This is a genomic window from Streptococcus sp. A69, from assembly GCF_058556195.1.
Window position 1 is genome coordinate 500,290 of record NZ_JBZUJU010000001.1, and the last position, 24,406, is coordinate 524,695.

Consider the following 24,406-nt stretch of genomic DNA (forward strand, 5'->3'; position numbering starts at 1 on the left):
ATTTTTTATTGTTGCAATACTTTTCGTGGTTTGGTTCCCTCAGCTGGACCGATGACACCTGCCATTTCGAGTTCTTCCATCAGGCGGGTCGCACGGTTAAATCCAACCGACAAACGGCGCTGAATCATAGAGGCACTGGCTTTCTGCGTCTCGATAACCAGAGCCTTAGCTTCTTCAAAAAGCGGATCGCCACCAGCTTCACCATCTGAAAATTCTCCTTCATTTTCAGAAACCTCACCTGGGTCAAAACTCTCATCGTAGTCCGCATCCGCCTGAGCCTTGATGAAGTTTACGATGCGTTCAACATCATCATCCAAGATAAAGGATCCTTGCAGACGGACTGGGTGATTTTCATCGATTGGTTTAAAGAGCATGTCTCCTCGACCAAGCAGTTTTTCTGCTCCATTTTCATCCAAAATGGTTCGTGAATCTGTGCCCGATGAAACTGCAAAAGCCACACGAGATGGGACATTGGCCTTGATGAGACCAGAAATGACATCGACTGATGGACGTTGCGTTGCGAGAATCATGTGAATTCCTGCGGCACGCGCCTTCTGTCCGAGACGAATGATGGCGTCTTCTACTTCCTTGCTAGCCACCATCATGAGGTCTGCCAACTCATCCACAATGACAACAATCAAAGGCAGGGGTACTTGTTTGTACTCAGACTGGGCATTGAATTCCTCGACCTTGGCATTGTAACCAGCGATATTTCGTACACCAACCTTAGCGAAGAGTTCATAACGGTTTTCCATCTCATCCACAACCTTTTGCAGAGCCTTGCTGGCCTTGCGTGGATTAGTCACAACTGGAATCAAGAGGTGAGGAATGTCATTGTAAACCGATAACTCAACCATCTTTGGATCCACCATCATAAACTTGACCTGGTCGGGTCTTGCTTTCATGAGAATGCTAGCGATAATACCATTAACTGCGACTGACTTCCCTGATCCCGTTGAACCTGCAACGAGTAGATGGGGCATCTTGGAAAGGTCAAAGGTGCGAGCAGTTCCATTGACGGCCTTACCTAGAGGGATTTCGAGGAGATTTTCTGGTTTAGTCTGAGACTGTTCCCAGAGTTCACGGAAGGAAACAGTCGCAATCTCAGAGTTAGGAACCTCAATTCCGACTAAGGATTTACCAGGGATTGGAGCCTCTATCCGAACATCCTTAGCTGCTAGAGCTAGCGCTAAGTCGTCTGCCAGATTGGAAATGCGGTTAACCCGTACACCGACTGCTGGTTTGACTTCATACTTGGTAACTGATGGTCCAATTTCAGCCCGTTCTACTGTCACCTTGATACCAAAGCTAGCAAAGGTTTCTTCTAGGATTTTGATATTTTCTCGAACAATCTTCTTTTCCTTGGATTGATCTTTGGGTTTATCTGGCGCAAAGAGTTGCAAGCTTGGCAGTTTGTATTCAAGAGCTTCTTTGGCAGAAAAATCAACCTGCACCTCTTCATCCTCAAAGTCTTCTTCCACATCTGGAACGTCAAAATCAGCTTGAGGCAGGATAATCTCCGGTTCACTCCATTCTTTTTCAGGAATTGGTGGAAGATCATAGTCTGGAACTTCTGATAAGATTTCTCCCGTTTCAGGATCTACAGGAGGAAGCGGTAGTGCATCCTGTTCTTCTTGTTCTCTCTTGATTCTGGCAGCTTCTTCAGCTTCTTGACGAGCCTTCTCTTCTTCTCTCTTGATGAAGCGTTCCTGTTTTCTCTGTTCCTGTTTTTCCATGAAGGATCTGAACTGAGCTCCAATAAAGGCTGCAACATCATAAATAGACCAAGGACTGACCAAGAGAGCCCCAACTAGAATCAAAAGAACTCCAATAAAGTACGATCCGATATTGGAGAAAAGAAAGGATATGGGGATATAAAGTCCAACACCTAGCAGACCTCCACCAGCAAAGCTAGTCACCCGAATACCAGTCAGATCCGTCATAACTTGAGCCAAGGTCCCTTTTAGAACTGACTGCTCCAAACCAAACTTCCAGACAAGATAGGCCTCAAAAATCAAGAGCAAGCCAGCGAAGATACAGAGAAATCCTGACAGAAGTCCCTCTTGCTTGCGGATCCATTTAAATAGAAAAAGATAGATGAGGAGGGCACCTATAGCCACATAAGCTAAACTTCCGACTAACAGTCGAATGAGATTATAAAGGGTGATACCCGCAGCACCAAGCTTGAAAGCTGCAATAATCAACAATAAGGCAATTCCTAAGGAAATCAACATCCTCTGGATAGCCTGTTTTCTTTCGAGTTCTGCTTTAGACGGTCTCCGTCTTGTTTTACTTGTATTTTTGTTTGCCATGCTTCTATTATACCATATTTCAGAAACATCTAGAGAAATCAAAAAAATGACTGCATCTACTAGACACAATCATCTTTCGTTGATATTTCTGAATTTTCTATTCTATATGATTTTTCAACAACCTTGTCTCACTACTTCTTCAAAAATCTAATTGCTGATTTTCTTGCCTTCTCAATCTTCTCGATTTCCAACTTCTCTACAGCAGATGTAGGAATCCATTTTTTCCCAAATAAAACTTGAGCTGCTTCTATCATCAGAGCACAAGCCCGAAAGTCCTTTTCTTCTGGAATCGCCTCTCGAAACAAATCCTTCGTTTTCTCCATCAAGACTTCTTTTTCAACTTGATGAAAAGATAATTGCATCAAACTACTGGCAGACCAGGCACGACAAAGTGCATCTTGGTCAGTCAAGAGATGTTGCCCTAAGATTTCTATCTCACTTATTGAACCAATCCAACCTAGGGCAATGATTAGCTTTCTACGATTCGAAGCTTCTGAACTAGGTAAAAGAGATATTAGAACAGGAAGTACTTGCTTGCAAGAAGATGCATAAAAATCTCTATGTCTTACTTTGGAAAGGATTTTCGCTAGGAAATAAACAATCAAAATGCGTTGACTCTCATCTTCCTCTTGATTGAGAGTTTCCAAAAGATAGTCTATTCCCTCCTGCCCATGCTGGTCAAAACTTGCTTCAAAATTTAGGTCAGTTCCTTCCTCCCAATCGTTGCAAATGAGTTCAAAATGAAAGGCAATTTCTGGGCTCCTACCTAAATCAGCTATAAAATGAATTCGTTTAGAATCAGGAAAATCTTCCTCCACCAAGCTGGCATAGGTTCCTTGTAACGCTTCTTTTGTAAGACTTTTGCGACCGAACTGTTCCTTTTCTAGTTTGTCGATTCCTTCTTTTCTAGAATCACTCATGACACTTATCTCCTCTAAGATATTTGTAGAACTTCAGCATTCTATCATTTAAATTCTCTAAGATTTACCTCTATTATATCACTTTGAAGACCGTTCTCCCTAACTCCATCATCAAAAAATGACTGCCCACTTTCGTGTTCAGTCATTTGAGTATTTGTGATTATTTTTCTAATGGTTTACGAAGGTAACCATAAACCACACCACTTACAATTGCACCAACCAAGACAGAGGCAAGGTAAAGGAGGGCATTTGAAGTAAGGGCGATAACGAAGATTCCTCCGTGTGGCGCCATGAGTTTGATTCCTGCAAGACCAACAAGTCCTCCTGCTACTGCAGAACCAAGGATGAAGCTTGGAATCGCACGAGCTGGGTCAGCGGCACCAAATGGAATCGCACCCTCAGTGATAAATGACAAGCCCATGATGATATTTGTCAAACCAGAGTTGCGTTCTTCTTTGGTAAATTTGTCTTTGAAAAGAAGGGTTGCGACAAAGATTGCAAGTGGAGGCACCATTCCTCCAGCCATAACTGCTGCCATGGCTACAGAACCGCCTGAAGAAACAGTCGCTGCAAGCGTACCTGTACCAAAGACATAGGCTGCTTTATTGACAGGTCCACCCATATCAACAGCCATCATACCACCAAGAACGATACCGAGAAGGACCGCTGAGCCTCCTCCAAGTCCGCCAAGGAAGTCATTCATAGCAGTGTTGATTGCTGCCATTGGAATGTTGACAGCCAGCATGACAAATCCTGTCAAAATAGTTCCAAGAAGTGGCAAGAGAAGAATTGACTTAGCCCCTTCAAGTGAACGTGGAACTTTAACGTATTTCTTGATAGCAAGAACCAAAGCTCCTGCGATAAATCCACCAACAAGGGCACCTAGGAAACCAGATGATACACCTGCAAGAGTTGAAGTTGCTTCACCACCTGCGGCATAAGGAATTTTACCAAAGGCAAAACCTTCTTTGGCAATAGCACCAGCCACAAAACCAGCTACCAAACCTGGTTTTTCAGCAATAGAGTAGGCTACATAACCAGCAAAGACTGGAAGCATCAAGCCAAAGGCAGCCCCACCGATTTTCATGAACATGGAAGCTAGCTCATGGTAGGATCCGAGATTGCCAAGACTATCCTGTGGCACACCAAAAGCTCCGTCGATCAAGAAAGCAAGGGCAATCATGATACCACCACCGATAACGAATGGCAACATTTGAGATACACCACTCATCAAGTGTTTGTAGAAAGCACCACCGATACTTTGTTTTTCATTGCTTGCTGTTGTAGCTTTTGCTCCATTAGTTGCACGATAAACTTCAGCATCTCCTGAAAGAGCCAAGTTGATCAACTCTTCCGTCTTACGGATACCGTCTGCAACTGGACGATTGATCAATGGTTTGCCATCGAAACGATCCATATCGACCGCCTTGTCTGCTGCGATGATAACAGCTTTAGCCTTGCGAATATCTTCTGCTGTCAATTGGTTACCAACACCGCTAGCACCGTTGGTTTCAACCTTGATTCCAACCCCCATTTCAGCCGCAACTTTTTGTAGGGCTTCTTGGGCCATGTAAGTGTGGGCAATTCCTGTTGTACAAGCTGTAACAGCTACGAGGAAGTCACCAGATTCGTTGGCAGGAGCAACAGTTGCCGGTTCAGCTGCCTTTTCAGACGCTTGGTTAAAAAAAGTGATAACTTCGTCTGGTGAAGATACTTTGCGCAGTTTATCAGCAAAGCCGTCTTTCATCAAGTATTGAGACAATTCTGCCAAGGCTGCCAAGTGAGTGTCATTGGCACCTTCTGGAGCTGCAATCATAAAGAAGAGGTCTGTTGGTTGCCTATCCAAGCTTTCGTAGTCAACACCCTTGTTTGACTTAGCAAAGAGAACCGTAGCTTCTTTAACTGCAGAGTTCTTGCTGTGAGGCATAGCGATTCCATCACCCAAACCAGTGGAAGTTAGAGCTTCACGCGCTAAAATGCCTTCTTTAAAGGTTTCAAAATCTGTCACATAACCGTGATCCACTAGACTTTTAATCATCTCTTCGATGACAGCTGTTTTTTCAGTTGCTTGCAAATCCAGCAACATGACATCTTTTCTCAATAGGTCTTGAATTTTCATCGTTTTTCTACCTCAACTTTTTCATAAGTTTCTTTTATAAATGCTGCAGTTGCCAAGTCATCAGAGAAAGTAGTTGCTGTCCCACAAGCCACTCCCCACTTGAAGGCTTCTACTGCGTCTTTTGATTTGACAAATTCACCTGTAAATCCAGCAACCATAGAGTCACCAGCACCAACTGAATTTTTTACTGTCCCTTTGATTGGTTTAGCGAAGTATGCTCCCTCGGATGTTACAAGGAGGGCACCGTCCCCAGCCATAGAGATGATGACATTTTGAGCTCCTTTGGCCAGTAACTGACGAGCATAGTTCTCGATTTCATCTAAACTGTCGAGTTTCACTCCAAAGATAGCTCCAAGTTCGTGATTGTTTGGTTTAACCAATAGTGGCTGGTAGTCCAAACTATCAATCAAGGTCTGTCCTTCAAAGTCACAAACCACTTGGGCACCAGTCTTGCGTGTCAATGCAATCAAATCCTTATAGATAACATTGCCTAGGTTCTTAGCACTCGAACCCGCAAACACAACCGTATCTTCTGCTGTCAGACTTGAAAGAATGGCTTTTAACTCTTCAAGTTGTTCGGGCTCAACATTAGGACCAGTCCCATTAATTTCTGTTTCTTGGTCTGCTTTAATCTTGACATTGATACGAGTATCTTCTGCTACTTGGACAAAACGAGTTTCGATTTCCTCTTCTGCAAGGGTATCTGTGATAAATTTACCAGTAAAGCCTCCGATAAATCCAGTCGCTGTATTTGGAATATCCAAACGTTTCAAGACACGACTGACATTGATTCCTTTCCCACCAGCAAACTTATCATCACTGTCCATACGATTGACACTTCCAACTTGAACTTGGTCCAAGCGAACGATATAGTCAATAGACGGATTGAGTGTGACTGTATAAATCATACTTCTATTACCTCCGTTTTCTTCTTAATAGCCTGCAAGAGCTCATGCCCTTGACTTGTGATAACAATAGCGCGTTTGAGTGGTGCTACCTTGGCAAAGCAAGTTTGTCCAATTTTTGACGAATCCACCAAGACATAGGTCTGTTTGGCATTCTCTAAAATAGCACGCTTAACAGCTCCTTCCTCCATATCAGGAGTCGTATAATAACCATCGTCCACACCATTCATCCCGATAAAGGCACGGTCAAAGTGCAATTGATTGATTTGGTTAAGAGCAACACCACCGATACATGCATCTGTCGCCATCTTGACACTACCCCCAACCATAACCGTTGGAATCTGTTTTTCAACCAACTGAACCGCATGATGAATGGAGTTGGTCACAACTGTGATATTCTTATTAACCAATTCCTTGATTAAAAAAGCAGTTGTCGTTCCAGCATCAATAAAGATAACATCTTGCTCCTTAATAAGAGAGGCTGCTTTTTGAGCCAGTAGCTTCTTCTCTTGAAGGTTTTTGACAGATTTTTCTTGGATGGTTTCTTCTTCCTGCAAGGAATGGGGCAATTCTGCTCCACCATGCACGCGACGAAGCTTGTTTTCCGCTTCCAACTCATCCAAGTCTCTTCGAACCGTTGATTCTGACGTTTCTAGCAAACTAACTAATTTTTCTAGAGAAACTACATGATGTTGATTTAACTCCTCTAAAATCAGTTGTTTTCTCTCTGTTTTTAACACCAAATCACCTCCTGTTATCGTTTACACTATTCATTCTAACACATTTTCTATCAAAGTCAAGCATTTTTTATCATTTTCTTTCAAATTCTATCATTTTTCTTGTTTCAAAAATTTTTATTGCAAGATAAGTGGCTTTATGGTAGACTATTTGAGTAAGTATTGGAAGATTACTCAAGAGGCTTAAGAGGCCGTGTTGGAAACGCGGTAGGCGTGTAACAGCGTGCGTGGGTTCGAATCCCATGTCTTCCGTAGAAAAAAATTATTTTTTTAGATACAACAAATGTTGTATCTTTTTTTGTATCCCTTTTTAAAAAAAGAATACCAAGGAATACCAAAGGCAAAAATAAAAAACGTTGATTTAACAACGTTCTAGAAAGGTTTGCGAAAGAATGCAAAGTATATATGGAGCCGGTGGGAGTCGAACCCACGTCCAAACACCTGCCAACATATTTGTCTACAACCATAGGTTATGTATTATTTTAACAACTCCTTGACACATAACTCAAGCCTAGGAACTGCGAGTCTATCACTCTCTTATCAAACTGCTAGACAAAGTTTGATCGTATCTCGCTAATGATAAGACCTGTCATTGAACACGAGCAATCCAAATCGGGTCACGCTTGCTGGTTTTTAGGCAGCTAAAGCGTAAGAAGTGTTATTTTTTGCAGTTATATTTAACTGAGCGTTTACGTCGCCACACGGGTTGCAAAATATGCCTCATAATGCCTGTCGAATCCGTAACGACCCCAAAAGACGATAGAACCATTATAACCTATCTTCATGAAAAATGCAAAATCAAGCCACCTCTTTAGAAAAGAACCCCTTTTAAGGCTTCCGATAAGACTTGATAACCGGCTACACTTAGATGGAGGCCATCTGTTGTATAGTCTTTTTTGAGTTGTCCTTCTGAATCTATCAAACTATCATAAACAGGCACAAAATCTACCTGCATATAGGCGGATGTTAGAGCCTCATAGGCTTGATTCCATTCTCTAATCTTTTCATTGGTTCGGATATAAACAGTCTGCTTGTATTTCTCTCCCTCATTGACTGGCAGAATAGAAAGGAGCTTTATTTGTGACAACGGATAATCTCGGGCAATTGATTGGATAACTCGCTCAAGATTATCCAAAGCTTCATTCAAGGGAATATCTTTCCCAATATCATTTGTCCCAATTAAGAGAACAATTTGATCCACAGCATCACCATAAAGATGGGCGTCTAGATTCTCTAATAAAAGTCTCGTCTGGTAGCCTCGGATGCCACGATTAACAATCGTCTTGGCAGTCCCAAACAACTCTTGCAGAGGGTAATATTCCACAATCGAATCTCCGATAAAGATAATATCCGGCTCTAGGACAGAGACTTGATTCAATCCACGATACTTGGTTTGAATTTTTTCCTGCTCCTTTAAGAGCCAATTCTCTAATAACTGTACTGCCACCTTATCCCTCTTTCTCTAACCAATTTTCTAGGACTTGATAAACACCCGCCTGGCTGTTAGCTGGAGCTAGGGCAGTCGCAACTGCCTTGACCTCATCATCTGCGTTTTCCATCGCATAGGCAATTCCAGCCAGTTCTAGCATTTCGATATCATTTTCACTATCACCAAAGGCCATGATTTGCTCCGATTGCAAATTCCAGCGCTTGAGTAATTCTTCCAATCCCCAAGCCTTGTGAACACCAGCCTGTAGGATATCAATACAACCATAACCGCTAGAAACGGCTCTTACATGCCCATTAAAGAGGTCATTGATTTTCTGCAAAACAGAACTAGAACGTTCTTCACCGACGACCATGCTCATCTTTAACACTCCACCGAAGAGGTCCGATCTGAGCTCTTCAACAAAGTTTGTATGCCGATAGAGTTTTTCAATCATCTCAGGAGTCATAAATTTATCAAGTTCTGTAAAAACAGTTCCTTTCTTGACAAAACTCCCATTCATACTAGTGACAACAAATTGATCTCGACACTCCCTCCCTTTAAAATGAACTAAAGCCTTGTCAACCATAGCATTATCCCAGATCTGTGCTTGAATCAGTTTATTATTTTCAAAAATACGCGCCCCATTGGCAACGACTAGGACAACTCTACTCGCCAAATGTTTAAGCAATTGTCTCATACGATGAACTTCATTCCCCGTCGCAATGACAAAACGGATATCCCTTTGATCCAGCTGATCTAAAATCTTTTCCAAGCGGGGCAGATCCAGCTGACCTCTCGGGTCTAGCAAGGTTCCATCCATGTCTGTTGCAATTAATTTAATCGTCATCCTATCTCCTTTAGGGTGAGCACCTACCACTTCAACCCTACATGTTCATTCATTTCTTTATAGGCCGTGTCAATTCGTTCCTTGGTCGCCTCGTCCAACTGATCACGATGACTGCCTCCCTCGATGAAGTCCTCTAGGATATAGGTCTGATAGAGGAAGAGCGGATAGCCTTCTGGAGAGTAAGTTCCTTTTGGAGTTCGATTAACCCAAGTTGGATGTGCTTTAGCAGTTTCAATCCTTGTCTTGCCATCTTTTTTCTTAATGGTCACATCCATGAGAACTCCTCGCTCCGTCCACTTGGCATTTTCCTCGTCTTGCATGGTTTCAATGCGTTGGTTTGAGAGGAAATTTCCCATGGAATAGATGATCAATTTTTTGTCACCATCTTTTTCAACGGTTTCAGCAGGTTCAACGACATGAGGATGCCCTCCAAAGATAATATCAGCTCCCCAGTCAATCATCTTGTGGTACAGTGTTTTCTGTTCTTCCGTTGGTTCTAGCTGGTACTCAATTCCCATCTGAGGCATGATGACAGTAATATCCGCTTCTTGCTCAGCTCGTTCAATTTCTGCCTTCATCTTATCTTCATTCAGGTCAGAAAGATAGCGATTATAATCCTCTTGAGAGATATACTGCTCAATGCCATTAAAACCGTAAGAATAGGCCAGGAGAGCTACCTTGATACCATTGACTTCCTTGATAACTAGCGGAGCTTGGTCACGGGATTCATGTGTGTAGACTCCTATGGGTGTCATCCCTGCCTTTTCAATAGCTTCTGCTGTCGAAACCACTCCCTCTATCTGAGAATCCAAGATGTGATTATGAGCCAAGTCTAGAACTTGATAGCCTGCATCTTTGATCGCATCCATGACTTCTCCAGGTGCATTAAAGAGAGGGTAACCTGCCAAGTAGTGGTCCTTGTTCACCGTTCCTTCAAAATCACCAAGCACTAAATCCGCTTGTTTGAGCCAGGGTTTTACATACTCAAAATTTTCATGGAAATCATAGGTTCCATCTTCTTTCAGAGCTGTTCGGTAGATAGGAATATGGTAGAGGAGGTCACCATTTGCCATGATACGGGCTGTCGTTTCATCAGACTGATTTTCCTTGGATTGACCAGACGTCTGAGCAGAATCAAGAGTTTGACCATTCGGACTTGTTCCCTTGTTCCCTTGTACTGCTTGGGCCAACAAGTTCAATCCCATAGACAAGGTAACTGCAAGTAGTAACACCGTAATAAATTGGGCATTTGTCCAAGATTTATAATTCCGAAAGAAACCAATACCACTCTTCAACAATCCAAAAATAGGACCATGAGACCGTCTATCTTGTCGCTTTTCCATCTTTATTCCCCCCTTGCTTTTACTGCAAGCCTTTTCTTTTATTATATCACAGATAAAAGGGGAATACCGTTTATTATATTATTTTTTAGGAACTTCTGTGACTTTCTTTCTCGTCTATTTTGTGTTATCATGTAGAGGTAATGAAAGGAGAGAAAATGTCTGCTATAGAACGTATTACAAAAGCTGCTCATTTAATTAATATGAACGATATTATCCGCGAGGGGAATCCGACTTTACGCGCGGTTGCTGAGGAGGTCACTTTCCCACTGTCTGACCAGGAAATCATCCTTGGAGAAAAGATGATGCAATTCCTCAAACATTCTCAGGATCCTGTTATGGCTGAGAAAATGGGCTTGCGTGGTGGTGTTGGACTTGCTGCTCCCCAACTCGATATCTCAAAACGCATTATCGCTGTTTTAGTGCCAAATATTGTGGAAGAAGGTGAAACTCCACAGGAAGCCTACGATCTGCAAGCTATTATGTACAATCCAAAAATCATATCTCACTCTGTTCAAGACGCTGCCCTCGGCGAAGGAGAAGGGTGCCTATCTGTCGACCGTGTAGTTCCAGGCTATGTTGTTCGTCATGCCCGCGTCACTGTTGATTACTTTGACAAGGACGGAGAAAAACACCGTATCAAGCTCAAAGGATACAACTCTATCGTTGTCCAACATGAAATTGATCATCTAAACGGAATCATGTTTTACGATCGTATCAATGAGAAAGACCCATTTGCAGTTAAAGATGGTTTGCTAATTCTGGAATAAAGAAAATCCCGTTGCAAGACGGGGTTTTGTGTTATATTTGTGTTATAATAGAGGCATGAAAACAAATGATATTGTCTATGGCTTCCATGCCGTTACAGAAGCCCTCCTTGCAAATACAGGAAACAAACTCTACCTCCAAGATGATCTAAGGGGTAAGAATGTTGAGAAGGTCAAGGAACTGGCTGCTGAGAAAAAAGTCTCCATCTCTTGGACTTCAAAAAAATCCCTCTCTGAAATGACCGAAGGCGCTGTCCACCAAGGTTTTGTTCTACGAGTGTCCGAATTTGCCTATAGCGATCTGGATCACATCCTTGCAAAAACACGCCAAGAAGAAAATCCTTTGCTATTGATTCTGGACGGGTTAACTGATCCCCATAATCTAGGTTCTATCTTGCGAACAGCCGATGCGACCAATGTTTCAGGCGTCATCATTCCCAAGCACCGTGCTGTCGGAGTGACTCCTGTCGTTGCCAAAACGGCCACAGGTGCTATCGAGCATGTACCGATTGCCCGAGTGACCAACCTCAGTCAAACCCTAGACAAACTCAAGGATGAAGGCTTCTGGACCTTTGGAACAGATATGAACGGCACCCCTTGCCACAAGTGGAATACAAAAGGGAAAATCGCCCTCATCATCGGAAATGAAGGAAAAGGTATCTCTAGCAACATCAAAAAACAGGTCGATGAGATGATTACCATTCCGATGAATGGACATGTTCAAAGTCTCAATGCCAGTGTTGCTGCAGCCATTCTCATGTACGAAGTTTTCCGAAATCGACTATAAAAAAGTTTCCAATCAGATTGATTGGAAACTTTTTTATGATTATACTCAATGAAAATCAAAGAGCAAACTAGCCGCAAGCTGCTCAAAACACTGTTTTGAGGTTGCAGATAGAACTGACGAAGTCAGTCTCATATATAATCCAAGGCGACGTTGACGTGGTTTGAAGAGATTTTCGAAGAGTATTAACTATGTTCAGTGATAAATTTATAGGCTTCTTGACCTGCGATAGCCCCATCTCCAACTGCTGTTGTGACTTGGCGAAGGTCTTTTTGACGAACATCCCCAACCGCAAAGATACCATCAACGGCAGTCTTCATGTGGTTATCTGTTACAATCCACCCCGCCTGGTCTTGGATATTCAAATCCTTAACAAAATCACTAACAGGGTCCAATCCAACATAGATAAAGACTCCTCCAAAGGCTTGCTCTGTCACTTGACCTGTTTTCACATTTTCAAATACGACAGATTCTACTCGGTTTTCACCCTTGATTTCCTTGACTACAGAGTCCCAGATAAAGTTGACTTTCTCATTTGCAAAGGCACGGTCTTGCAAAACCTTTTGAGCACGAAGTTGGTCACGACGGTGAACAATGGTAACAGTCTTGGCAAAGCGAGTTAAGAAGAGGGCTTCTTCTACCGCTGAATCTCCACCACCGACTACGAGCAAGTCTTGGTCACGGAAGAAAGCTCCATCACAGACTGCACAGTAAGAAACACCACGACTGTTCAGTTCTTCTTCTCCAGGAACCCCCAAAAGACGGTGTTTTGACCCAGTTGCCACAATGACAGTACGGGTTTCGTAAACTTGATCATCAGTGATTACCTTCTTATAGTCACCCTGGTCTTCAATATTTTCAACATAGCCATAAAGATGCTCCACTCCAAGGTTTTCAAGTGGTTCAAACATCTTTTCAGCCAATTCAGGTCCACTGATATTGGCATAACCTGGATAGTTTTCAATATCAGATGTGTTATTCATCTGCCCGCCTGGCAGACCACCTTCAATCAAAGCCACTTTCAGATTGCTGCGAGCAGCATATAAGGCAGCGGTCATTCCTGCAGGTCCAGCACCGACAATAATCGTATCGTACATTTCGATTCCTTCTTTCTTGTTGTAACTATCTTTATTCTAACTGTTTGAAGTTTATTTAGCAAGCATTATGCTCTAAAAACTAAAATGAGACTCATGACGGCAAAGGATAATACTGGAATCACCAAAACCCCAATCATGATCATATCATAGAGATGGGCTTGACGGGCCTTGGCTGTCTTGTCCACACCAGACATAGCTCGCAATCCAATCCAAATCCCTAAAGAAATCACGACGAGAATGGTCGTTAAGATCAAACTCTCGAAATATAAAGAAAATAGTTGCAGCAGCATGATCTCTCTCGTTTCTATCTTTTTTAAAGAGTAAACTCAGCTAGTCCAACTAACTGAGTTTTCCTTTTACTATTATATCAAATATAAGTCCGTTTGTAACTAGCGAAGAATTCTTTTGTCCGTTCTTCTTTTGGATGGTGGATAATCTCATCCGGTGTGCCAGACTCGATGATTTTCCCCTTATCTAGGAACAAAATCTTATCTGCCACTTGGGCTACAAAAGACATATCGTGACTGACCAAAATCATGGTCTGACCAGACTTAGCGGCGTCTGCAATAGACTTTTCCACTTCTCCGACCAATTCTGGGTCAAGAGCTGATGTTGGTTCGTCCAAGAGCAAGACATCTGGTTTCATAGCGAGGGCACGCGCTAGGGCAACCCGTTGCTTTTGCCCACCCGACAAATGGCGAGGGTAATGTTGTTCCTTATCAGAAAGACCGACCTTAGCCAATTCTTCCTTGGCGATTTTGGTTGCTTCCTCATCCGATAATTTCTTCACAACGACCAAGCCTTCCTTGACATTGTCAAGGGCTGTTCGGCGTTCAAATAAGTTAAACTGTTGGAAAACCATGGACAACTTGCGACGAAGGGTCAAAATCTCCTCTTGGCTAATCTGAGAAAAATCAACTGTAAAATTGTCAATCTGGATGGAACCACTATCAGGTGTCTCAAGATAGTTAAGACTACGCAAGAAAGTTGATTTCCCTGCTCCAGATGAACCAATCAAGGCTACTACTTCTCCCTTTTGGATATCCAAGTCCAGATGATCCAAGACAGTTTGACCTGAAAAGGATTTGCTTAAATTCGAAATCTTAATCATTAACGAAGGTCTCCTTTCACATCTGTAGTTATTGCATCCGGCGCTGAAATGGCCATTTTCTTCTCGATAAAGCGACCGAGGCTTTCGATTCCGATATTGACTACCCAGTAAACAAGAGCAACAGAGATGAATCGTTCAAAATAGCGATAATCCGCTCCACCCAAAATCTGAGCCTGGGCAAAAACTTCGACAACACCCGCACTAAAAGCTAGAGAAGTTCCCTTGGTCAAACCGATGAGGGAATTGATCAAGGTTGGAGTAGCTACAACCGCTGCATTAGGAATAATGACACGACGATAAACTTGCGCACGGGTCATCCCCAGACTGCGTGCCGCTTCAATCTCACCAGGATTGACAGAAAGGATGGCTGCACGAATGGTTTCGCTGGCATAAGCCGCCTCATTAAAGGCAAAAGCTACAATCGCGAAGGTTGCTGCTGGAATAGCATTGATATTGAAGCTGGTTCCCCATTGTTGATTAAGGGCTTTTAGAGCAAGTGGAATCCCGTAGTAGGTCAACATAAGCTGAACCAAAATCGGCGTCCCTTTTAAAAAGCTGACAAAAAAGGCCTGCAAGGGATATAAAATCTTAACACGATTGATTTTAACAATGGCAAAAACCAAGGCCAGCACCAAACCAAAAATCGCACCACTAAGCGTCAACATGATAGTTGTGGGAAGTTGTTGGACAATTCTTGGAATTCCATCAAAAACTGAACGCAAGCTAAAGAGCTTACCGTCTGGAATCAGCTGCATCAAGCTCTGGTACCAATCTGATGCTAAAAGTGTTGTAACAGTCATAAAAACATCCTCTCCTGATAATGATTCATTCTACCATACTTCTGCTCGCAAGCAAATTATTTGCTACGGGTAAAGCAGACTTTGTCTACCTTCTAGTTTATCACACTTTAAACCAGAAAGGCTATATAATTTACCTATCAAGAAGATAGATAAAAACTATTTCAAGCCCAGTTCCCCGTAGGATTTTCTATAGCCAATTTGCTTAACAGCACCATTTTCTAATAAGATTGGGCGTTTTAACAACATGCCATCACTAGCCAGAAGCTTGGCAGCTTCTTGGTTTGACAGACTTCCTACCTTATCTTTCAAGCCAAGTTCACGATATTTGATCCCGCTGGTATTGAAAAATTGTTTCAACTCGAAACCTGAAGTCTCTAACCAGTTTAAAATCACGTCTTCACTTGGGGTTTCTTCTACGATGTGGACATCTTGGTATTCTAGTCCAAGTTGATCCAATTCATTTTTTGCTTTCTTACAAGTTGAACATTTTGGGTATTCGATAAATTCTAACATTTTCTTTTCTTTCTATTCTTTATTTTCTTGAAAATCTGCGCCTTCATGCTCCAAGAGCCAAGCTTTCTTTTCCACTCCTGCAGCATAACCTGTCAGACGCTTGCCTGCTCCCAGCACACGATGACAGGGGACGAGGATGGACCAGGGATTACGCCCCACTGCTCCGCCAATAGCTTGGGCAGAGAGTACCTGCAAGTCTTGAGCTATTTGACCGTAAGTCATTGTTTGCCCATAAGGAATACTCTGTAAGTAGGTCCAGACTCGCTTTTCAAAATCCGTCCCAATGGGAGCCAAGGGTAAGAGAGACAAGTCTTGAACTCTCCCATCGAAATAAGCATTTAAATAGGAAATAACTTTGTCGAGGACAGGATGTTCCTTAACGATTTCTATCCCATCCGTATCAATACCTCTCTCAAAATGAGTTTGGTCCTGCACCCAAATTCCATGCAGATATTGCTCGTCAGCAACTAAGGACAAGGTTCCGATTGGCGACAAGTAGAGCATTTTTGCGTACTTTTTCTGCGTCATTATTTTAATTTCTGATAGGCCAAGCGTTCTCCATCCACTGGAACTTTCCCGACCTGTTGGAAGCCTAGCTTTTCAAAAATATGCTGCATGGCCTTGTTTTCTGCATGCGTATCTGAACGAAAATCTAGGTAATCAAATCCTTCAATCAAGCCTTCTAGGAAAGTCTGAGCAACTCCCTGCCCTTGAACATCTGTTGCCACGGCGATACGGTGAAAGACCAGATATTCTGGCTCTCTCCCTTGCCAATGTCCTTCATAAATCGCTTCATAGGCTTCCTCAGGGCTCTTGGTTACTGCAGCATAGGCTACTAGTTCTCCTTCTTCTAAGGCAACATAGGCTTGACCAGAGATAATATCATCAATAATGATATCAGCATTTGGATAGCCATTTTGCCACTGGTCACTTCCTGACTTGGCTAAGCATTTTTTGGCATCCTCCATCATCTGCATAATCATCTCTACTTCGTTTGGAAAAGCTAAACGAATCTCCATATTTTCTCCTCTTTTCTGACTATTTTCTCTCATCATAGCATAATTTAGGGCTTTCTACAAGCAGTTGAAACTTGACTTTTGTTTTTTATTATTTTATAATCTAGTTATCAAAACTAGATAAAAAGGAGTTGGAAATGAATTCTATCTTTTCCTACCCAAAATGGGAAGAAATTCCAAACATTGACCTCTATCTGGATCAGGTTTTGCTTTATGTCAATCAAGTCTGCGCCCCTATCTCTCCGGATAAAGAAAAGGGCCTGACCGCATCTATGGTCAATAACTATGTCAAACATGGTTACCTGATAAAGCCTGACAAGAAGAAATACCAACGCAAACAGATTGCCCGTTTGATTGCTATCACTACTCTCAAATCTGTCTTTTCGATTCAAGAAATCGCTCAGACACTGAATACTCTACACACTTATGCAAGCTCAGACCAGCTCTACGATGCTTTTGTGGACTACATGAACCATGGGATCGATCCAGAGAATCCTATTATCCAAACCAGCTGTCAAACGGTTAAACTCTATCATCAAACTCTAGACTTAATCCTTAACAAAGAAGAGGAGGAAATCCAATGAATACCAGTCTAAAACTCAGTAAAAAACTCAGTTTTGGAGAAGAAATCGCCAATAGCGTGACCCATGCTGTGGGTGCCGTTATCATGCTCATCTTACTCCCTATTTCATCCACCTATAGTTATGAAGCACATGGATTTTTATCATCTTTTGGTGTTTCTATCTTTGTTATCAGTCTCTTTCTCATGTTCCTCTCGTCAACCATTTACCACTCTATGGCCTATGGTTCGACCCATAAATACGTCTTGCGAATCATCGACCATTCTATGATTTATGTGGCTATCGCAGGCTCTTATACGCCGGTCGTCTTGACTTTGATGAATAACTGGTTTGGCTATCTGATCATTGCCATTCAGTGGGGAACGACCATTTTCGGCATCCTCTATAAAATCTTTGCTAAAAAGGTTAATGAGAAATTCAGCCTTGCTCTTTACCTGATTATGGGCTGGTTGGTTCTGGCTATTATTCCTGCCATTATCAGTCAAACAACGCCAATCTTTTGGAGTCTCATGGTAACTGGCGGACTCTGTTATACAGTTGGAGCTGGATTTTACGCTAAGAAAAAACCTTATTTCCACATGATCTGGCATCTCTTTATCTTAGCTGCATCTGCTCTCCAATACATTGCGATTGTTTATTACATGTAAAAAAGTTGAGAATCTTTTTCTCAACTTTTTTCTTTACACATATTGATAAAATACTGGTGCAAGCGAACATCATCTGTTAATTCTGGATGAAAAGAGGTCACCAACATATTTTTTTCTTGGGCTGCAACGATTTGGTCATCTACGGTTGCTAGAATTTCCACACCCTCTCCAAGACTACTGATAATTGGACCGCGAATAAAGGTCATCGGAATCTTGCCAACTCCCTTACATTCGGCCACAGTATAGAAACTTCCCAGTTGGCGGCCGTAGGCATTGCGCTGAGCCACTATATCCATGGTTCCTAAATGACTCTCTTCCTGAGAAGTGATTTCCTTAGCCAGCAAAATCAAGCCCGCGCAAGTACCAAAAACGGGAAGACCAGATAAAATAGCTTCTCGAATTGGAATCAGCATCTCCTGGTCACGCAAGAGTTTGCCCATGGTTGTAGACTCACCGCCAGGTAATATCAAACCCACCAAGTCACTCTGATGTTGTTGAAAATCATCTAAATTTCTGATTTCGACACTAACAACACCTAACTTTTCTAGCACTTTTGCATGTTCTGCAAAGGCACCCTGCAAGGCTAATATTCCGATTTTCATCTATTTTCCTCGCTCTGCCATAAGAATTTGGATTTCATTCTCATTGATACCCACCATGGCTTCCCCTAGGTCTTCAGAGATTTGTGCCAGAATTTGAGGATTTTGATAGTTGGTTACGGCTTTGACAATGGCACTTGCTCGTTTAACAGGATCTCCTGACTTGAAAATACCTGAACCGACAAAGACGCCCTCTGCCCCCAATTGCATCATTAACGCAGCATCTGCTGGTGTTGCCACACCTCCGGCTGCGAAGTTGACAACTGGTAATTTTCCATGTTGGTGGACGTATTGGACTAATTCAACAGGGACTTGCAAGTCCTTTGCAGCCACATAGAGCTCATCTTCACGGAGGTTTTGAATGCGGCGAATTTCTTGATTCATCATACGCATATGGCGAACGGCTTGGACGATATCTCCTGTCCCCGGTTCTCCTTTTGTCCGAATCATGGAAGCTCCCTCAGCGATACGACGCAAGGCTTCACCCAAATCCTTAGCTCCACAGACAAAAGGAACTTGGAATTCTTTCTTGTCCACATGGAAACGATCGTCTGCTGGAGACAGCACTTCACTCTCATCGATATAGTCAATCTCAATAGCCTCTAAAATCTGAGCTTCAACAAAATGTCCGATTCTGACCTTGGCCATCACTGGAATGCTAACCGCTTCTTGGATTTCCTTAATCATCTTTGGATCACTCATACGGGAAACCCCGCCAACAGCCCGAATATCAGCTGGAATCCTCTCCAAGGCCATGACAGCTGCCGCACCAGCAGCTTCCGCAATCCGAGCCTGTTCAGGGTTCTGCACATCCATGATAACACCGCCCTTAAGCATCTGCGCCAAGTTTTTATTTAGTTCATAACGATTTTCAGTCATTTCTTTTTCCTCATCATTTGTATTGGTAGCTACCATTTCATTTTAAGTCAGAACAGAGTGAAGTACAAGACAGAAAAACAATATTTGTCTGGGTACAGATTGACTAAAAAACTATCTGACCTTCAATTAAGGCCAGATAGTTCATCAATTTTTATTTTTCAGCTGTAAGTGCAGCCATTGTAATGTAGTTGTATGGTTTGTTAAAGTGTGGCAAGAAGAATAGGTCTGTCAAGGCCAATTTATCAATTGTTACATGCTCCTGGATAGCAAGTGAGAACATGTGGATTCCCATACTGATAGCTGAATCACGTGATACCATTTGAGCACCAAGGATTTCACGGCTGTCTTTATCAAAGACAATCTTGATGGCAACTTCATGGTTGTCATGCTTCATAAATTCTGGTTTTTGAAGGTCGTTAAAGCCTGTTTCAGTTGCGTTGTAACCAGCAGCTTTAGCTTTTTCAAGAGTCAAACCAGTTGAAACCATGTGAAGACCGTAGATTGAGATACCGTTTGATCCTTGCACACCGATTCCTTCCAATTCATGTCCACAAGCATTGTAAGCACCAACGATACCAGTACGTACAGCGTTAGATGCAAGAGCGATGTAGCTTGTATCTTTACGAGCATTGTCATAAACTGTTGCACAGTCACCAACAGCATATACACCTGGGATAGATGTTTCTTGTTTCTTGTCTACAAGGAAGGCACCGTTGCGGAAGAGTTCAATCTTACCATCTGCAAGAGCTGTGTTTGGACGGAAACCAACTGCAAGAACCACCATATCTACATCAAATGTTTCTTTGTCTGTGACCAAGCGTTCAACTTTACCGTCACCTTGGATGGCTTTAACTGTTTGACCAAGTGCCAACCGGATGTTGTGGTCTTCCAAATTCTTCGCCATCATTTGGGTGAAGTCTTTGTCATAGTAGCCGTTCAAGACAGTATCTACGATGTCAACAAGGACAACTTCTTTGCCAAGACGCTCAAAAGCTTCAGCAAGTTCAACACCGATATAACCTCCACCAACAACAGCGATGCGCTCAAGGTGTTTGCTCTTGTCAGCAAGTTTATTGATAACTTCTTCAGCATTTTGGTACAACTTAACAAATTGAACATTTTCAAGAGTTGTCTTGAATTCGCGGTTACCTTTGACAATTTCAACACCTTCGATTGGAGGCAAGATTGGAGTTGAACCAGTCGCAAAGATCAATTTGTCATAAGATTCTTTGTGCTCTTGACCTTCAACTTCTGCAGTCACAACTTTATTGTCATAGTCGATTGAAAGAACAGGTGAGTTCATGTAGATTTTAGCACCTTTTGCTTCCAATTTTTCTTTATCAGAGTAGAAGAGACCTTCTGGACCATCAATTTGTTCCCCGATCCAAAGCGCCATTCCACAACCAAGGAATGAAATATTTGAGTTTTGGTCAAATACTACGATTTCATTCTCATGACCAAAGTTATCCAACATCGTATTAATACAAGCTGTACCAGCATGGTTAGCACCAACTACAACGATTTTACTCATAGAAAAATTCCTACCTTTAATTTTTGATTTACTTTTCTAGTATATCATTTACTGTTAGCGTTTACAAGGTATTTGCTCAGAATTCTCTTTTTTTCAGAAAAAAATACACTTAATATTAACAGGCCTTATTTTTCTATCGTTTTCGTTCTAATTTTGAGCATATTTCTTGACTTTTTTGTCAAAATTCATTTGTGAAAACGCTGACTTTATGGTATGCTAGTTACATGGAAATAAAATGTAAGGGGTTTAATTTTTCTTTAACCAACTTATATTGAATGATTTCCTATAAAGAGAAAGGAGCTGGTAGCTTGTCTCTTCATTCACGTTCTGAACGGCTAATGGGAACAACTATCACGATTTCATTAGTAGATGAGCGGGCAGAAATCCTGCTTCAGGGCGCTTTTGACTTGCTCAAGGAGCTCGAATACCGTTTCAACGCCAATAGTCAAGAATCCGAACTGATGGAAATCAACTACAAGGCTGGAATCGCACCTGTTAAGGTTCACCCTGACCTATTTGAACTGATTGCTCTTGGACTAGAGCACAGCCTAGCTCCCTCTAGCCATCTAAATATCAGTATCGGTCCCTTGATTCAAACCTGGCGAATCGGATTTGCAGATGCACGACTTCCAGAGTTAAACGAAATCGAAGCTGTCTTGCCCCTAGTTGACCCGCATTTTATCAAGTTGGATCCGACTAGCTCTACTGTTTTTTTAGAGAAGAAAGGAATGAAGCTTGATCTAGGTTGCTTAGCCAAGGGCTATAGTGCAGATAAGGTTGCCCAGTATTTAAAAGCACACGGTGTCACCTCTGCCTTGATCAATCTCGGAGGAAATATCCTCACCATCGGGAATAACCAAGCTAAAGAAGGGAAAGCCTGGCAGATTGGGATTCAAGATCCGCAAAATCCTCGTGGCAATCATCTCCTAACCATTCCTGCGTCTAACAAATCCGTTGTAACTTCAGGTATCTATGAACGCCACCTGACAGTAGATGGAAAAGACTATCACCATATCTTTGATAGTGAGACAGGATTCCCTGTCGAAACAGACCTCGCTAGCCTAACGATTATCTCAGATAAATCCGTTGATGGTGAGATTTGGACAACCCGCCTATTTGGAGAACGTAGCGCTTCTATCCTCTGGCAAGTCGAAAGTATAGATGGGATTGAAGCCATCCTCATCGACAAAGAGGGACGCCTTGCATGTTCTTCAGGCCTTCAAAATTGTATTATGTAAAAAGAGAAAGGAAATCTCATGCTAAAACTTATTGCCATTGTTGGAACGAACTCTAAACGTTCTACAAATCGCCAATTGCTCCAATACATGCAAAAACACTTTGCTGATAAAGCTGAAATTGAACTCGTTGAAATCAAGGATATCCCTGTTTTCAACAAGCCAGCAGATAAGCAACTTCCAGATGAAATTCTTGAAATTGCTGCTAAAATTGAAGCATCTGACGGTGTGATTGTCGGTACTCCTGAGTACGACCACTCTATCCCTGCGGTTTTGATGAGCGCTCTTGCTTGGCTATCTTACGGTATCTACCCACTTTTGAACAAACCAATCATGATCACTGGTGCTTCCTATGGTACACTTGGTTCATCTCGTGCCCAATTGCAGCTTCGTCAAATCTTGAACGCTCCTGAAATTAAGGCAAATGTTCTACCAGATGAATTCTTGCTCTCACACTCTCTTCAAGCATTTAACCCAAGTGGTGACTTGGTTGACCTTGATGTCATCAAGAAATTGGATGCCATTTTTGATGACTTCCGTATCTTCGTGAAAATTACTGAAAAATTGCGCAACGCACAAGAATTGCTTCGCAAAGATGCAGAAGAATTTGACTGGGAAAATTTGTAAGATAGGAGACCGAAAGAATGAAATTTGTTGGACTTGTTGGATCAAACTACGATCAATCATATAACCGCAAACTCTTGGAATTTATTCGTCGCAATTTCAAATTCAAATTTGAATTAGAAGTTCTTGAAATTGACGAAGTTCCAATGTTTAACCAAGACGAAAAATGGGACGAAAGCTTCCAATTGCGTTTCTTGTATAACAAGATTACACGTGCTGATGGTGTCATTATCGCTACTCCTGAGCACAACCACACTATCTCAGCTTCACTCAAATCTGTACTTGAATGGCTTTCATACGAAGTTCATCCATTTGAAAACAAGCCTGTTATGATTGTGGGAGCATCATACTACGACCAAGGAACATCACGTGCCCAAGTTCACCTTCGTAAAATCCTTGACGCTCCAGGTGTTAATGCCTACACGCTTCCAGGTAACGAATTCCTTCTTGGTAAAGCTAAGGAAGCTTTTGATAACGACGGAAATATCACCAACGAAGGAACTGTTAAATTCCTTGAAACTTGCTTAGATAACTTTGTAAAATACGTAGGAGTCGTTTCAAAATTGAAAAAACCAAAACCAATTGAACCAGAAGACTTGGATTGTGGAAAACCAATCGCTACAACCATCACAGAAGTTGATCCTGACGATCCAGAATGGGTAGAAAAAGTTGCTGCAATCACTGGAGCTGTTTCTGGTGATACCTATGTCAAATTGGACCACGGTATCTTGACAGTTAACCAAATTGATATGTTCTTGAAAGCTATGCCATTTGAATTGACATACGCTGACGATAACAACCAATTCCTCTACTACAACAACGCTCACCAAGATCCAGACACCATGTTTGCCAAACGTGTACCACCTCAATCAGGTAACCGTATGTCGACTGTCCATAACTCTCTTCCACCAGCACGTATGAAGAATGTAGAGTGGGTTATCGGAACACTTCGCAACGGAAACCAAGAATACGTCCGTACGATCGTTCCAGGTTCTCCTGCAGGTGTCATCAACACTCACAACTACCAAGCAATGTACTATCCTGACGGATCATACGCTGGTATCAATGAAATTGTCTTTAACTTCCAACCATGGCTTGACTGGTACCTAAAAGAAACGGGTCAACGTTTGGTAGGCGGTAACGGACCATTTGCTCCTGCTGCTGGAGGACATGGAAATGCTGATGCTACTTCTGGCGCTTCTGATTCAGGTGATGCTGGAGGCCACGGTGGTGGCGCAGACGCTACTTCTGGCGCAAGCAACTAAGAAACCAAAAAGGAGCCATTGGGCTCCTTTTTTTATTACAACAGAAAAAGGGCTTGTAAATCATCTACAGCCCCCTTTCATTTTATGAGTTAGGATCATCTAAACTGCGACCGTGTAAACCTTTTTCACGTTGCACTTGGCGTAGTTTTTCTGGCGTTACATCATTTCCCTCTTCATCAACAATCTTAATTCCTTCAATATGGTGACGAACAGCACGACGATAGCCTTCGATATATTCCTCACGAAGTTTAGCTTGTTCCACTTTTTCAGCAGAAGTTAAGCCTTCTGTTTTTTTCTTTTTAGCGAGCTCGTTGATACGAGCGATTTTTTTTGAATCCATGTTTATCT

Annotated in this window: 26 protein-coding genes, 1 tRNA gene and 1 other RNA gene; 8 read left to right on the forward strand and 20 right to left on the reverse strand. The window is 42.2% G+C overall.

Annotated features, from left to right (window positions below):
- Positions 1 to 5: 5 nt before the first annotated feature.
- From AC4ME5_RS02635 to AC4ME5_RS02655, 5 genes are all read right to left on the reverse strand, one after another.
- Positions 6 to 2,312 (reverse strand): DNA translocase FtsK, encoded by a 2,307-nt coding sequence (locus tag AC4ME5_RS02635; RefSeq protein ID WP_491799759.1) that lies wholly within the window; start codon positions 2,310 to 2,312, stop codon positions 6 to 8.
- Between the two features lie 131 nt (positions 2,313 to 2,443).
- Entirely contained in the window at positions 2,444 to 3,232 is a 789-nt protein-coding gene (locus tag AC4ME5_RS02640; protein WP_001285303.1) for a HEAT repeat domain-containing protein, read from the reverse strand.
- A gap of 160 nt (positions 3,233 to 3,392) precedes the next feature.
- Positions 3,393 to 5,351: a PTS fructose transporter subunit IIABC gene (locus AC4ME5_RS02645; RefSeq protein WP_491799761.1), complete on the reverse strand. Its 1,959-nt coding sequence runs from the start codon at positions 5,349 to 5,351 to the stop codon at positions 3,393 to 3,395.
- A complete protein-coding gene (gene pfkB, locus AC4ME5_RS02650; protein WP_195215516.1) occupies positions 5,348 to 6,259 on the reverse strand; it encodes a 1-phosphofructokinase in 912 nt (303 codons plus the stop codon). The genes AC4ME5_RS02645 and pfkB overlap by 4 nt, the downstream gene beginning before the upstream one ends.
- Complete coding sequence (locus AC4ME5_RS02655; RefSeq protein ID WP_000920660.1) at positions 6,256 to 6,996, reverse strand: DeoR/GlpR family DNA-binding transcription regulator; 741 nt, start codon at positions 6,994 to 6,996, stop codon at positions 6,256 to 6,258. Before AC4ME5_RS02655 ends, pfkB begins: the two co-directional genes overlap by 4 nt.
- Positions 6,997 to 7,157: 161 nt before the next feature.
- Between AC4ME5_RS02655 and AC4ME5_RS02660 the strand changes: the two genes are divergently transcribed.
- A tRNA-Ser gene (locus AC4ME5_RS02660) sits at positions 7,158 to 7,245 on the forward strand.
- A 151-nt stretch (positions 7,246 to 7,396) separates the two neighbouring features.
- On the opposite strand, the gene ssrA is transcribed toward AC4ME5_RS02660, so the two are convergent.
- The 4 genes from ssrA to AC4ME5_RS02680 all read right to left on the reverse strand — a co-directional run bounded on the left by ssrA (position 7,397) and on the right by AC4ME5_RS02680 (position 10,612).
- Positions 7,397 to 7,744, reverse strand: a transfer-messenger RNA (tmRNA) gene (ssrA, locus tag AC4ME5_RS02665).
- A gap of 60 nt (positions 7,745 to 7,804) precedes the next feature.
- Positions 7,805 to 8,440 (reverse strand): SGNH/GDSL hydrolase family protein, encoded by a 636-nt coding sequence (locus AC4ME5_RS02670; protein WP_268700790.1) that lies wholly within the window; start codon positions 8,438 to 8,440, stop codon positions 7,805 to 7,807.
- Between the two features lies 1 nt (position 8,441).
- A complete protein-coding gene (locus AC4ME5_RS02675) occupies positions 8,442 to 9,269 on the reverse strand; it encodes an HAD family hydrolase (RefSeq protein ID WP_491799764.1) in 828 nt (275 codons plus the stop codon).
- A gap of 23 nt (positions 9,270 to 9,292) precedes the next feature.
- Entirely contained in the window at positions 9,293 to 10,612 is a 1,320-nt protein-coding gene (locus AC4ME5_RS02680; RefSeq protein ID WP_491799765.1) for a CapA family protein, read from the reverse strand.
- A 155-nt stretch (positions 10,613 to 10,767) separates the two neighbouring features.
- Between AC4ME5_RS02680 and def the strand changes: the two genes are divergently transcribed.
- Both def and rlmB read left to right on the forward strand, forming a co-directional pair.
- Positions 10,768 to 11,379: a peptide deformylase gene (gene def, locus AC4ME5_RS02685; RefSeq protein ID WP_491799767.1), complete on the forward strand. Its 612-nt coding sequence runs from the start codon at positions 10,768 to 10,770 to the stop codon at positions 11,377 to 11,379.
- Between the two features lie 55 nt (positions 11,380 to 11,434).
- The gene (rlmB, locus tag AC4ME5_RS02690; RefSeq protein ID WP_491799769.1) at positions 11,435 to 12,163 is read left to right on the forward strand and encodes a 23S rRNA (guanosine(2251)-2'-O)-methyltransferase RlmB; all 729 of its coding nucleotides are present in this window, start codon (positions 11,435 to 11,437) and stop codon (positions 12,161 to 12,163) included.
- A gap of 182 nt (positions 12,164 to 12,345) precedes the next feature.
- Here the strand turns inward: rlmB and trxB are convergent, their stop codons facing one another.
- The 7 genes from trxB to AC4ME5_RS02725 form a co-directional block, all read right to left on the reverse strand.
- Positions 12,346 to 13,257, reverse strand: a complete 912-nt coding sequence (gene trxB, locus AC4ME5_RS02695) for a thioredoxin-disulfide reductase (protein ID WP_084939044.1) — start codon at positions 13,255 to 13,257, stop codon at positions 12,346 to 12,348.
- 65 nt (positions 13,258 to 13,322) lie between these two features.
- Positions 13,323 to 13,547: a DUF4059 family protein gene (locus tag AC4ME5_RS02700; protein WP_000926604.1), complete on the reverse strand. Its 225-nt coding sequence runs from the start codon at positions 13,545 to 13,547 to the stop codon at positions 13,323 to 13,325.
- A 77-nt stretch (positions 13,548 to 13,624) separates the two neighbouring features.
- Complete coding sequence (locus AC4ME5_RS02705; protein WP_138100033.1) at positions 13,625 to 14,368, reverse strand: amino acid ABC transporter ATP-binding protein; 744 nt, start codon at positions 14,366 to 14,368, stop codon at positions 13,625 to 13,627.
- Complete coding sequence (locus AC4ME5_RS02710) at positions 14,368 to 15,168, reverse strand: amino acid ABC transporter permease (protein ID WP_045616893.1); 801 nt, start codon at positions 15,166 to 15,168, stop codon at positions 14,368 to 14,370. Before AC4ME5_RS02710 ends, AC4ME5_RS02705 begins: the two co-directional genes overlap by 1 nt.
- 156 nt (positions 15,169 to 15,324) lie before the next feature.
- Complete coding sequence (locus AC4ME5_RS02715) at positions 15,325 to 15,681, reverse strand: arsenate reductase family protein (RefSeq protein WP_491799772.1); 357 nt, start codon at positions 15,679 to 15,681, stop codon at positions 15,325 to 15,327.
- 12 nt (positions 15,682 to 15,693) lie between these two features.
- Positions 15,694 to 16,209 (reverse strand): methylated-DNA--[protein]-cysteine S-methyltransferase, encoded by a 516-nt coding sequence (locus AC4ME5_RS02720; protein WP_458624155.1) that lies wholly within the window; start codon positions 16,207 to 16,209, stop codon positions 15,694 to 15,696.
- Entirely contained in the window at positions 16,209 to 16,700 is a 492-nt protein-coding gene (locus tag AC4ME5_RS02725) for a GNAT family N-acetyltransferase (RefSeq protein ID WP_084939039.1), read from the reverse strand. The genes AC4ME5_RS02720 and AC4ME5_RS02725 overlap by 1 nt, the downstream gene beginning before the upstream one ends.
- 134 nt (positions 16,701 to 16,834) lie before the next feature.
- Between AC4ME5_RS02725 and AC4ME5_RS02730 the strand changes: the two genes are divergently transcribed.
- Both AC4ME5_RS02730 and trhA read left to right on the forward strand, forming a co-directional pair.
- Entirely contained in the window at positions 16,835 to 17,281 is a 447-nt protein-coding gene (locus AC4ME5_RS02730) for a DUF1836 domain-containing protein (protein WP_084939038.1), read from the forward strand.
- The gene (trhA, locus tag AC4ME5_RS02735) at positions 17,278 to 17,925 is read left to right on the forward strand and encodes a PAQR family membrane homeostasis protein TrhA (RefSeq protein WP_001097972.1); all 648 of its coding nucleotides are present in this window, start codon (positions 17,278 to 17,280) and stop codon (positions 17,923 to 17,925) included. Before AC4ME5_RS02730 ends, trhA begins: the two co-directional genes overlap by 4 nt.
- A 20-nt stretch (positions 17,926 to 17,945) precedes the next feature.
- On the opposite strand, the gene pdxT is transcribed toward trhA, so the two are convergent.
- From pdxT to nox, 3 genes are all read right to left on the reverse strand, one after another.
- A complete protein-coding gene (gene pdxT, locus AC4ME5_RS02740; protein WP_084939037.1) occupies positions 17,946 to 18,527 on the reverse strand; it encodes a pyridoxal 5'-phosphate synthase glutaminase subunit PdxT in 582 nt (193 codons plus the stop codon).
- Positions 18,528 to 19,403 carry a pyridoxal 5'-phosphate synthase lyase subunit PdxS gene (gene pdxS / locus AC4ME5_RS02745; RefSeq protein WP_084939097.1) on the reverse strand — a complete coding sequence of 292 codons (876 nt, stop codon included), beginning with the start codon at positions 19,401 to 19,403 and terminating at the stop codon, positions 18,528 to 18,530. It abuts the gene before it with no gap.
- 151 nt (positions 19,404 to 19,554) lie between these two features.
- A complete protein-coding gene (nox, locus tag AC4ME5_RS02750) occupies positions 19,555 to 20,934 on the reverse strand; it encodes a H2O-forming NADH oxidase (RefSeq protein ID WP_045616887.1) in 1,380 nt (459 codons plus the stop codon).
- 308 nt (positions 20,935 to 21,242) lie between these two features.
- Here nox and AC4ME5_RS02755 point away from each other — a divergent pair, with 308 nt between their 5' ends.
- From AC4ME5_RS02755 to AC4ME5_RS02765, 3 genes are read left to right on the forward strand one after another with little or no spacing between them, the layout of a single operon-like run.
- The gene (locus tag AC4ME5_RS02755) at positions 21,243 to 22,172 is read left to right on the forward strand and encodes an FAD:protein FMN transferase (RefSeq protein WP_282184219.1); all 930 of its coding nucleotides are present in this window, start codon (positions 21,243 to 21,245) and stop codon (positions 22,170 to 22,172) included.
- Positions 22,173 to 22,190: 18 nt separating this feature from the next.
- Positions 22,191 to 22,796, forward strand: coding sequence for an NADPH-dependent FMN reductase (locus AC4ME5_RS02760; RefSeq protein ID WP_000915936.1), 606 nt, complete (start codon positions 22,191 to 22,193; stop codon positions 22,794 to 22,796).
- A 17-nt stretch (positions 22,797 to 22,813) separates the two neighbouring features.
- Positions 22,814 to 24,058 carry an NAD(P)H-dependent oxidoreductase gene (locus tag AC4ME5_RS02765; RefSeq protein ID WP_220107069.1) on the forward strand — a complete coding sequence of 415 codons (1,245 nt, stop codon included), beginning with the start codon at positions 22,814 to 22,816 and terminating at the stop codon, positions 24,056 to 24,058.
- Between the two features lie 82 nt (positions 24,059 to 24,140).
- On the opposite strand, the gene AC4ME5_RS02770 is transcribed toward AC4ME5_RS02765, so the two are convergent.
- Positions 24,141 to 24,398, reverse strand: a complete 258-nt coding sequence (locus AC4ME5_RS02770; protein ID WP_000377481.1) for a DUF896 family protein — start codon at positions 24,396 to 24,398, stop codon at positions 24,141 to 24,143.
- Between the last annotated feature and the right edge of the window lie 8 nt (positions 24,399 to 24,406).